Origin of the sequence: Gemmobacter sp. (assembly GCF_016792925.1) — a bacterium.
GTDB lineage: Bacteria > Pseudomonadota > Alphaproteobacteria > Rhodobacterales > Rhodobacteraceae > Gemmobacter.
The window spans coordinates 1-10032 of sequence record NZ_JAEULU010000029.1; the positions used below are offsets into that span (position 1 = coordinate 1).

10 protein-coding genes are annotated in these 10032 nt (G+C 65.0%); all 10 read right to left on the bottom strand.

The genetic code is table 11. The features are described 5' to 3' along the window. Positions 1-717 (bottom strand): ABC transporter permease subunit (locus JNN06_RS01570; protein WP_291237845.1); only part of this gene is annotated, 717 nt, incomplete at its 3' end. Next, positions 714-1565: an ABC transporter permease subunit gene (locus JNN06_RS01575; RefSeq protein ID WP_291237854.1), complete on the bottom strand. Its 852-nt coding sequence runs from the start codon at positions 1563-1565 to the stop codon at positions 714-716. The genes JNN06_RS01575 and JNN06_RS01570, both read right to left, overlap by 4 nt. 132 nt (positions 1566-1697) lie before the next feature. Then, positions 1698-2798: an ABC transporter substrate-binding protein gene (locus JNN06_RS01580; RefSeq protein WP_291237846.1), complete on the bottom strand. Its 1101-nt coding sequence runs from the start codon at positions 2796-2798 to the stop codon at positions 1698-1700. A gap of 277 nt (positions 2799-3075) precedes the next feature. Continuing rightward, positions 3076-4473, bottom strand: coding sequence for an aspartate aminotransferase family protein (locus tag JNN06_RS01585; protein ID WP_291237847.1), 1398 nt, complete (start codon positions 4471-4473; stop codon positions 3076-3078). Positions 4474-4653: 180 nt separating this feature from the next. Next, positions 4654-5331: a GntR family transcriptional regulator gene (locus tag JNN06_RS01590; RefSeq protein WP_291237848.1), complete on the bottom strand. Its 678-nt coding sequence runs from the start codon at positions 5329-5331 to the stop codon at positions 4654-4656. Between the two features lie 128 nt (positions 5332-5459). Next, entirely contained in the window at positions 5460-6338 is an 879-nt protein-coding gene (locus JNN06_RS01595) for a protease modulator HflC (protein WP_291237849.1), read from the bottom strand. Position 6339: 1 nt separating this feature from the next. Further along, complete coding sequence (hflK, locus tag JNN06_RS01600) at positions 6340-7506, bottom strand: FtsH protease activity modulator HflK (protein WP_291237850.1); 1167 nt, start codon at positions 7504-7506, stop codon at positions 6340-6342. A 74-nt stretch (positions 7507-7580) separates the two neighbouring features. Then, positions 7581-8201 carry a class I SAM-dependent methyltransferase gene (locus JNN06_RS01605; RefSeq protein WP_291237851.1) on the bottom strand — a complete coding sequence of 207 codons (621 nt, stop codon included), beginning with the start codon at positions 8199-8201 and terminating at the stop codon, positions 7581-7583. Then, on the bottom strand, positions 8191-8943 hold the full coding sequence (locus JNN06_RS01610; protein WP_291237852.1) for a phosphatidylcholine/phosphatidylserine synthase: 753 nt from the start codon (positions 8941-8943) through the stop codon (positions 8191-8193). The genes JNN06_RS01605 and JNN06_RS01610 overlap by 11 nt, the downstream gene beginning before the upstream one ends. Positions 8944-8946: 3 nt before the next feature. Beyond that, entirely contained in the window at positions 8947-9666 is a 720-nt protein-coding gene (locus JNN06_RS01615; RefSeq protein WP_291237853.1) for a phosphatidylserine decarboxylase, read from the bottom strand. Between the last annotated feature and the right edge of the window lie 366 nt (positions 9667-10032).

Below are 10032 nucleotides of genomic sequence, written 5' to 3' on the forward strand. Positions count from 1 at the left end.
AAAGGCGATCACCGAAAGCGCGAAGGGCTCATAGGGTTTGTTGGCCCCGATCCGTTGCAGGTAAGGCCCGAAGGCCGGGCGGTCCAGCAGGGCCGCGAGGGTGAATTCGCCGATCACGATGGCGAAGGTGAGAAACGCGCCCGACAGCACGGCAGGCACCACATTGGGCAGGATGACCCGGCCCAGAATGGTGGCCCAGCCGGCACCGAGGCTTTGCGCGGCCTCGGTCAGGGTTGCCACGTCGATGGTGCGCAGGCCGGTATCGACGGCGCGATACATATAGGGCAGCGCCAGCACGGTATAGCCCATGGCCAGAAGCAGGTTGGTGCCAAAGACGGTGCCGGTCAGCGGCAGCCAGCTGGCGGTATTATACAGCCGGATATAGCCGAACACGATCACGATGGCCGGAATGACCAGCGGCAGCAGGGTGATGAACTCGACATAGGGCCGCGCCCAGGGCATTTTCAGCCGCACCCAGAAGGCGGTCGGCACCACGATCAGCACGCCGACCACAATGGTCACCAGCGCCATCATCACGGAATAGGTGAAGGTGGCCTGAAACTCCGGGTCGCCGATCACCTTGGCATAGGCATCAAGGCTATAGACCCCGCGCCGCGCCTTCAGGGAAAACTCGGTCAACCCGGCCAGCGGGATCAGGAAATAGAGCAGGCCGAAGATCAGCGCGGCCCAGCCCGCAATACGCGCCAAGGGGTTCATTTCAGCCACCGCTCTGCACGGATGCGCAGCCAGATATACAGAACATTCGCCACCGCCGTGACCACGATCATGCCAAAGGCCATGGCATAGCCGAGATTCGGATTGCCCAGCACATCGCCGCGGATCTGCGCATAAAGCTGGATCGGCACGATGTTGAGCGCGGAGCCCGTCAGCGCAATCGCCGTCGCCACCGCGCCAAAGGCATTTGCAAAGAGCAGCGCGAAGGTGCCCAGCAGTGACGGAAACAGGATCGGCAACGCGATCATGCGCCAATATTGCGCGGCACTCGCCCCCAGCACCTCTGCCGCCTCGCGCCATTCGCGCTTCAACCCCTCCAGCGCCGGGGTGATGATCAGGATCATCAGCGGGATCTGGAAGAACAGATAGGTGACGGTCAGCCCCCAGAAGGACAGGATGTTGAAGCCCAGATCGCGGCTGAGAACGATGCCGAAATTGCTGCGCAGGAACACGGTCACAAGGCCCACCGGCCCGAAAGTCGCCAGAAAAGCGAAGGCCAGCGGCACGCCCGCAAAGTTCGACGCCACGCCGGAAAAGGTCATCAGCGGCGCCTTGATCCAGCCCGGCACTGCGCCAAACACCACCGCCGCCGCCATGGCAAAACCAATCAGGCAGCCAAGCGCCGCCGAGGCGACAGAAATCTTGACCGAAATCCAGTAACTTGACGGGATGGTGCCCGTGTTCAGATCCGCCAGGTTTTGCAGCGTGAAGGCGCCTGTGCGGTCCTGAAAGGCGCCGATCACGATATGCATCGTCGGCAGGATCAGAAACAGCGTGACAAAGGCGATGAAGGGCAGCAGCCCCAGCCATGTCAGCGGTAGGCGCCGAATGATCGGCACGGATGTCATGCTATGGGCGTCCCCCGTTGTGCCTGCGGGCCAGTTGCTCTGGCACAGGTCTTCTTATGATGGCAAACCCCGGCCCGCACGGATGGCGGGCCGGGGCCGTCAGATCAGGCCGCGTTACTGGACGTTGGCGCCCACAACGCTGTCCCACCCGCCGGTGACGGCGGCCTTGTTGGCATCCACCTCTTCCAGCGTCGGGAAATAGGCAGCCTCATAGGCCTCGGCCGGAGGCAGCTTGGCCATGGCTTCGGCATCCAGCTTGCCGGCCTTGGCCATCGCGTTGAAACGCGCCGGGTGGCAGTAGCCCTTCAGCCAGAGGTTCTGGCCTTCATCCGAATAGAGGTATTCCATCCACAGCTTCGCGGCATTCGGGTGCGGCGCATAGGCGCTGATGCCCTGCACATAGACCCCGGCGAGGACGCCCGATTTCGGCACGACCACCTCGACCGGCGGGTTGCCGGCCAGCTCGTCGGCCCAGGACAGCACGTTGTAATCCCACGCGATCGCGATCGGGGTCGCGCCCTGCGCCACGGTGCCCGCCTTGGCGATGACCGGCACGAAATTGCCCGCCTTGTTCAGCTCGGCAAAGAAATCGAGCCCCGCCTTGCCAGCCTCTTCGCCCGCCTTGGCGCCTTTGGCCAGGCCCGCCGCCTGCACCGCCAGAATGGCCTGGTTCGAGGCGCGCGGATCGCCCGCCAGCGCCACCTGGCCCGCATATTCCGGCTTCAGAAGGTCAGCCCAGTCCGCCGGCGCATTGGCCACCAGATCCTTGTTCACCAGGAAGGACATGACGCCGTAATAGTCGCCATACCAATAGCCTTCGGCATCCTTCACGCTTTCGGGGATCTCGTCCCAGGTCGAGACCTTGTAGGGTTGCAGCAGGCCTTCGGCCTTCATCTGCGGGCCAAAGGCCAGACCCACATCCACCACGTCCGGCGCCTGCGGGCCCTTGTTGTCCTTGTTGGCCTTCACGGCCTCCACCTCATCGGCCGAGCCCGCATCGGGGTTCAGCTCGTTCACGGTGATCTCCGGGTATTTCGCCTTGAAGCCCGCAATCACATTGCCATAGCCGCACCAGCTATGCGGCAGGGCGATGGTGGTCAGCATGCCCTCGGCCTTGGCAGCGGCCTCGATCTCGGCCAGCGACTGCGCCGAGACCATGCCGGTCGAGGCCAGCAGCGCGGCCATGGTCACGGCCATGGTGGTCTTTTTCATCATGTCTTCTCTCCCTTGGGCACGAAGCGCCCCGTTGGTGACAGATTTGCGGGTAACCGCGTCTTATTCTTGGCGCATGACAGTTCTGCATCAGGCGCGTATCGCTTCTGTGACAGGCCAATCTAAGCGCGGAATTTTTCACTGCGCAACGAGTCTGTCATCTCGCCGTTACATTTTCTTCACATGCCGCAGGACAGAAGAAGGATTTTCGCGCAAAACGAAAACGGGCGCACCGAAATGCGCCCGCTTCAGGTTCGTTTCCGCTAGGGAATGGCGCGAATCACGCCTCTTTCCAATAGCCCTCGTCGCGCGCCTGCTTATAGGCCTCGTCCAGCGAAAGGGTGGCACGCGCGATCAGCACGTCGATCTCCTCCGGCGTGATGACCAGCGGCGGCGAGATGATCATGCGTTCATAGACATGGCGCATGATCAGGTTGTTCTTGAAGCAGCGCTCGCGCGTCATATAGCCGATGGTGCCGGGCTTGGCCGCGAATTTCGACCGCTTCTCCTTGTTCGGGGTCAGCTGCAAGCTGCCCATCAGCCCCACCAGCGAGGTCTGCCCCACCATCGGATGCGCGCCAAGCGCGTGCCATTTCTCGGCCAGGTAGGGATGCGCCACGTTGCGCACATGGTCGATGATCCCGTCCTCCTCCAGAATGCGCAGGTTCTCCAGCGCCACGGCCGAGGCGACGGGATGGCCGGAATAGGTATAGCCGTGGTTGAAATCATCCTCGGCGCTGCCCACCACATGCGCCACCTCGTCACAGACGATGGAGCCGCCGATGGGCTGATAGCCCGAGCTGAGGCCCTTGGCGATGGTGATGATATGCGGCTTGATGCCGAAAGTCTCGCTGGCGAACCAGTTGCCGGTGCGGCCAAAGCCGGTGATGACCTCGTCGACGATCAGCAAAATGCCGTATTTGTCGCAGATGCGCTGGATTTCCGGCCAATAGGTGCTGGGCGGCACGATGACCCCCCCTGCCCCCTGGATCGGCTCGCCGATAAAGGCCGCCACCTTGTCGGCGCCCAGTTCAAGGATCTTCTCCTCCAGCTCGCGGGCGCGCAGGAGACCAAATTCCTCCGGCGTCATCTCGCCGCCCTCGGCCCACCAATGCGGCTGGCCGATATGCTCGATCCCGTCGATCTTGCCCCCCGCCGCATGGATATAGGGCATGCCGCCCAGGCTGCCGCCGCCCATGGTCGAACCGTGATAGCCGTTCTTGCGCGCGATGATCACGCGACGCTCGGGCTGGCCCTTGATGTCCCAATAGCGGCGCACGAGGCGGATATTGGTGTCATTGGCCTCCGAGCCGCTGGAGGCGAAGAACACATGGTTCAGATCGCCCGGCGCCAGCTCGGCCAGCTTGGCGGCCAGCGCGATGGCGGGCACATGGGTGGTCATGAAGAAGGTGTTGTAATAGCTCAGCTCGCGCATCTGCCGCGCCGCCGCCTCGGCCAGCTCCTCGCGGCCATAGCCGATATTCACGCACCACAGGCCCGCCATGCCGTCGATGATGCGGTTGCCCTCGCTGTCGCGCAGCCAGACGCCCTCGCCCCCGGTCATGATCCGCACGCCGCGCTTGGCCAGCTGCGCATCCGAGGTGAAAGGGTGCATGTGATGCGCCGCATCCAGCGCCTGAAGCTCTGCCGTGGGCAGGTGATTGGTGATCTTGTTCATCTGGGCCTCGCCGTATCTGTGCGGCAACCCGGGATCGGATTCGCGCGCCTTGCCCCCAGCTTACGGGGTTCGGGGTCGACACGCAAGATTTGATCAAATTATGACAGCGCTTTCAACCTGACCCAAATATCCCCCCGCCGGAGGCGCCCGCAGGTCGGGCCCGCGCCGCAGCCCCAAGGCTCAGATCGCCTCATCGGCCAGCGCCGCCTGCACCTGCTCCACCCCTTGCGCAATATCCTCGCGGATTGCGCGCGCCAAAGCCTGCGCATCGCCCGCGCGGATCGCGGCCAGCGCCTCGGCATGGCGGTCGGGCAGGCCAAGCGCGATATAGCGTGACAGGATTACCCGCAGCGACGGGCCAAAGCGCAGCCAGACCGAGCGCGCGATGTCCTCCAGCACCGTCGCCCCCGCCGCCTCGTAAAGCGCAAAGTGGAAGGCGTGGTTCAGCCGCAGATAGGTGGTCACATCGGCCGCGCGGATCGCGGGTTCAATGCCGTGGTCGATCTCCTCCAGCCGCGCCAGCAGCGCAGGCGTCGCATGCGGGCAGGCCAGTTCCGCCAGCTTCGGCTCCACCGCCTCGCGCACATGCACCAGCTGATCCAGCAGCGCGGGCGTCATGCGCGGCACGCTGACCCGGCGATTGTCATGCAAGACCAGCGCCCCCTCGGCGGTCAGACGGCGGATCGCTTCGCGCACCGGCGTCATGCCCGCGTCCAGATCGCGGATAAGCCCTTGAATCGTCACAGGTTGACCGGGTGCCAGCACGCCAAACAGCACCATTTCGCGCAGCCGCAGATAGGTGACCTCATGGGTCGGCACCTTCCGCGTCTCTGCCGCCTGTTGCCCGCTGTCTTCCATGCCCGCCTCCCATGATCGCGGCACAATAGGGTCGGGCAGCGGATTTGATCAAGATCGGAAACCGCCCCCCACAGAAAAGCGGCGCGAGGTTGCCCCCGCGCCGCAGCTTTCGCGTCAAAGGCTGCGCCTCAATTGGCGGTTTTGCCACCCGGCGCGTTCAGATAGTTGAAGAACTCGCTGTCCGGCGACAGCACGATCGAGCTGTTGCCCTCGCGCAGCGCCCGTTCATAGGCGGTGAGCGAGCGGGTGAAGGCGAAGAACTCCGGGTCTTTGCCAAAGGCCTCGGCATAGATCGCGTTGCGCGCCGCGTCGGATTCGCCCCGGATCACCTCGGCCTGACGGCGGGCATCCGAAGTGGTCACCACCACCTCGCGGTCGGCAGCGGCTTTCAGGCGGCTGGCGGCCTCGTTGCCGCGCGCGATTTCGTCTGCCGCCTCGCGCTCGCGCTCGGCCCGCATCCTTGCATAGGTCGCGGCAAGGTTCTGCTCCGGCAGGTCGGTCCGGGTCAGGCGCACGTCGATCACCTCGATGCCAAGGCTGGCCGATTGCTGGCGCGCAATGTCGCGGATCGCATTCATCAGCCCCGTGCGGTCTTCCGACAGCACCGCGTTGGAGTTCACCGACCCCAGCACCTGCCGCATGGCCGCGCTGATGATCGGGTCCAGCCGGGTTTGCGCGGCTTCCACCCCGCCGGGGCCGACGGCCTCGCGGAAGTCGACCGGATTGGTGATCCGCCAGCGGGCGAAAGCATCCATCACCAGACGGCGGTTGTCGCGCAGCGTGACTTCCAGCGATTGCGATTGCAGGCCCAGAATGCGGTCCTCATAGCGCACCACATCCTGAATCAGCGGCAGCTTGAAGCCAAGGCCGGGTTCCTTGATCTCTTGCTTCACCTGACCGAATTGCATGACCAGCACCTGCTCGCGCTCGTCCACGATAAAGACCGAGGACAGGGCGACAGCGCCAAGCGCAAGCAGGGCCGGAAGGACGTATTGGATACGGGCCATCTCAGTTCCCTCCCTGCTGCGGCTGCACCGGGCGCGCCAATTCGTTCAGCGGCAGATAGGGCACGACCCCCGCCCCCGCCTCGCCCGAGACACCATCCAGGATCACCTTGTTCATGCGACCCAGAACATTTTCCATGGTTTCCAGATACATGCGCTGGCGCGTGACTTCGGGCGCCTTCACATATTCGCCGTAGACCGCCAGAAAGCGGCTGGCCTCGCCCTGTGCGTCATTGACCACGCGGGCACGGTAAGCCTCGGCGTCTTCCAGCAACCGCGCGGCCTCGCCCCGGGCACCTGCGGTCACCCGGTTGGCATAGGCATCGGCCTCTTTCTGCAACCGGTCGCGCTCTTGCTGCGCGGCCTGCACCTCGCGGAAGGCATCCGAGACTTCGCGCGGCGGGTCGGCGCGGTCAAAGTTCACGCGCAGCACCTGAATGCCCGCGTTATAGGCATCCAGCGTCGCCTGCACATTGGCTTGCAGATCATTGGCGATGCTGGCGCGGCCGGTGTTCAGCACCGGGGTCAGCTCCGAGCGCGCGATGATGTCGCGCATGGCCGAGGCCGAAACCGCGCGCACCGTGTCGCCGGGATCGGCGAGGTTGAACAGGAAGGATTCCGGGTCTTTCACGTTCCAGACCACCTGAAAGGCCACATCCACGATGTTCTGGTCGCGGGTCAGCATCAACCCGCTGTCGCCGTCACCGGCGCTGCCAGTGCCAATGTCGGTGGTGCGTTGGCCGGTCACCTGCACCAGTTCGGCCTTCACCACCGGCCAAGGGGCAAAGTTCAGGCCGGGCTGGCCGATGTCGGAGAACTCGCCCAGAAACAGCTCGACCGAGCGTTCCTCGGGGCGCACCGTATAGAAAGACATCCAGGACCAGATCGCCACCAGCGCCAACGCGCCAAGGCCAAGGCCCTGCGGCGTCAGCAGCGGGCCCGCACCCGGCCCTGCGGGGCCACGGCCATTGCCGCCGCTGCGGCCCTTGCCACCCATCAAGACGCGCAGCTGCTCCTGGCCCTTGCGCACGATCTCGTCGATCTCGGGGATTTGCGGCCCGTCATTGCCCGGACGGCGCGGGCCATTGCCGCGGCCATCCGTGCCCCGCCCGTCATTGTTGCGGTCGTCGTTCCCGCCACCGCCTCCGCCCCAGGGCCCGCCGTTCGACATTGATCTTTCCCTTGTTATGTCCGTTCACCTGCTAACTGGTGATTTCCCGGCGGAAATCAAGCCCGAAACCGGGATCAGGCCCGGCGGCGGAGGCGCAGATAGGTCATCATGCCAAAGGGCGGCAGCCCGTCTTCCTCGACCAGTTCCAGCCCGGCCTCGCCCAGCACACGGGCGCGCTCGAAATCGCTGTGCCAGCCCAGAAGGTCCGACAGCGGCGCCGCCGCGCGTTCGATCCGCGCCATCAGCCCCGAGCCTTCGGCCGCGAAATGGTTCACCACCAGCACATGCCCGCCGGGGCGGCAGACCCGCGCCATCTCGGCCATCACCCGCTCCGGTTCCGGCACCACCGACAGGATGTGCATCGCGCAGACCGTGTCAAAGCTGGCGGCCGGGAAATCCAGCGCCCGCGCGTCCATCTGCCGCAGCGCCTTCACGTGGGTCAGGCCCCGCTCGGCCACCTTTTCCTGCGCCTTGGCCAGCATCTCCTCTGAGAAATCAATGCCGGTCACCTGCATATGCGGGGCATAGAAGGGCAGCGCGAGGCCCGTGCCCACGCCCACCTCCAGCACCGTGCCCCCCACCGCATTGGCAAAGCCGGTGGCGCGGCGCCGACCGGCATGGGTCACGGCGCCAAAGGTATGGTCATAGACCGGGGCCCAACGGGCATAGGATTTGGCGACGGCTTCAAGCTCCATCCATGGGCTCCTCTGGCGGCTTGGGGGCGCGCCGCACAAGGCTGAACGCGACAATGGCAAGATAAATCAGGTCCAGCGCCACCAGCGTGGCCCAGGGATAGGCCAGCAGGGCCGCCAGAAGCGCGGCAAAACCCACCACGACAAAGCGAACATATTGCGCTTCAAATGTCAGTTTCTTGAAGGAGGGCGTGTGGAACCGCGCAATCATCAGCGCGCCCACCAGCGCCATCCAGGGCGCGACCAGCGCGCCATGCAGCGGCCCCTGATCCAGCGCGAAGGCGGCAAACATCGGCAGAAAGGCCAGCAAGGCCCCGGCGGGCGAGGGCACGCCCTGAAACCCGCCCTTTTCGGCCTGCGCATCTATGGCGCGGTGACCGACATTGAACCGCGCCAGGCGCAGCAGGCAGGAAACGACATAGATCAGCACCGCGATCCAGCCCGCCGCCCGCATGTCCTGCAAGGCCCAGATCCACAGGATGAGCCCCGGCGCCACGCCGAAATTCACAAAGTCGCACAGGCTGTCCAGCTCGGCGCCAATCTGGCTTTCGCTGCGCAGCAGCCGCGCCAGCCGCCCGTCCAGCCCATCCATGATCGCCGCCAGAAAGATCAGCAGCAGCGCCGCGCCAAAGCGGCCCTCGATGGAAAAACGGATGGCGGTGACCCCGGCGCAAAGCGCGCCCACCGTCATCATATTGGGCAAAAGGCCCAGAATCGACATGCGGCGCGGGCGCGGGGTCTCCATCGCTTACACCAGCTTTGCGAAGCGTTGCGGCAGGTCGCGGCCCAGCTCCGCGATCACGGTTTCGCCCGCCACGCAATTCTGGCCAAGCGCAACCAGCGGCACCACGCCCTCGGGCAGGTAGACATCGACCCGGCTGCCAAAGCGGATCAGGCCAAAGCGCTGGCCGGTTTTCAGGCTTTCGCCCTCGCTCACGAAGGGCAGGATGCGGCGTGCCACCAGCCCCGCGATCTGCACCACGGCAATCTGGCGGCCATCGGCCAGCTCCAGACACAGCGAGTTGCGCTCGTTATCCACCGAGGCCTTGTCCAGCGAGGCGTTGAGGAACTTGCCGGGGCGATAGGCCATCTTCACCAGCTTGCCCGCGATCGGCGCGCGGTTCACATGGCAATTGAACACCGACATGAAAACCGAGACGCGCAGCAGCGGGTCATGCCCCATGCCCAGCTCCGGCGGCGGGGCCGCGCGTTCGATCAGCGACACCACCCCGTCGGCGGGCGAAACCATCAGCCCCTCGCCCTGCGGCACGGCGCGTTTGGGGTCGCGGAAAAAGTAATAGCACCACACCGTCAGCCCGACGCCCACCCAGCCAAGCGGCACCCAGATCCAGAACAGCACCAGCGTGATCGCGGCAAAGATGGCCACGAATTTGTAGCCCTCGGGGTGCATCGGTTTCACGAAAGTGTCGAGCATCGACAGGTGATGCGCATCGCTGGGCTGGGTCATGTCTACGTGTCCTTGATCCGTTTGGCCCCTTGGTAAGGGCAGCCGCCCCCGGGATCAACGCCTTGACGAGAGCTTGTCGGTGTCTTGCCGATCCCGCCCCTGTCGCGCGGCGGATTCGGTCTGATTTCGACGCTTTGAACAGCATAAGCGACGCCGTGTAAAGCCCTTCGCGCGGCGCGACTAAACCCCAGATTGAACCCGCCTCATTGGCCCGGCCCGCTTTCGGGCAGGACGGGGCAGATCGCAGATATGACAAAGGGCAGGGTAGCCCCTGCCCTTCCCCGTGTTGCAGCCCGAAGCGACCTGCAAGGCCCGCTGCGCGACACGGGCGCAGCCAGACCGCGGCGCTCAGGCCCCCGCCAGCAT

Excerpts from the sequence above, each read along its gene's own strand:
- JNN06_RS01580 (WP_291237846.1), bottom strand. The coding sequence starts at position 2,798 with ATGATGAAAAAGACCACCATGGCCGTGACCATGGCCGCGCTGCTGGCC.
- JNN06_RS01585 (WP_291237847.1), bottom strand. The coding sequence starts at position 4,473 with ATGAACAAGATCACCAATCACCTGCCCACGGCAGAGCTTCAGGCGCTG.
- JNN06_RS01590 (WP_291237848.1), bottom strand. The coding sequence starts at position 5,331 with ATGGAAGACAGCGGGCAACAGGCGGCAGAGACGCGGAAGGTGCCGACC.
- JNN06_RS01595 (WP_291237849.1), bottom strand. The coding sequence starts at position 6,338 with ATGGCCCGTATCCAATACGTCCTTCCGGCCCTGCTTGCGCTTGGCGCT.
- hflK (WP_291237850.1), bottom strand. The coding sequence starts at position 7,506 with ATGTCGAACGGCGGGCCCTGGGGCGGAGGCGGTGGCGGGAACGACGAC.
- JNN06_RS01605 (WP_291237851.1), bottom strand. The coding sequence starts at position 8,201 with ATGGAGCTTGAAGCCGTCGCCAAATCCTATGCCCGTTGGGCCCCGGTC.
- JNN06_RS01610 (WP_291237852.1), bottom strand. The coding sequence starts at position 8,943 with ATGGAGACCCCGCGCCCGCGCCGCATGTCGATTCTGGGCCTTTTGCCC.
- JNN06_RS01615 (WP_291237853.1), bottom strand. The coding sequence starts at position 9,666 with ATGACCCAGCCCAGCGATGCGCATCACCTGTCGATGCTCGACACTTTC.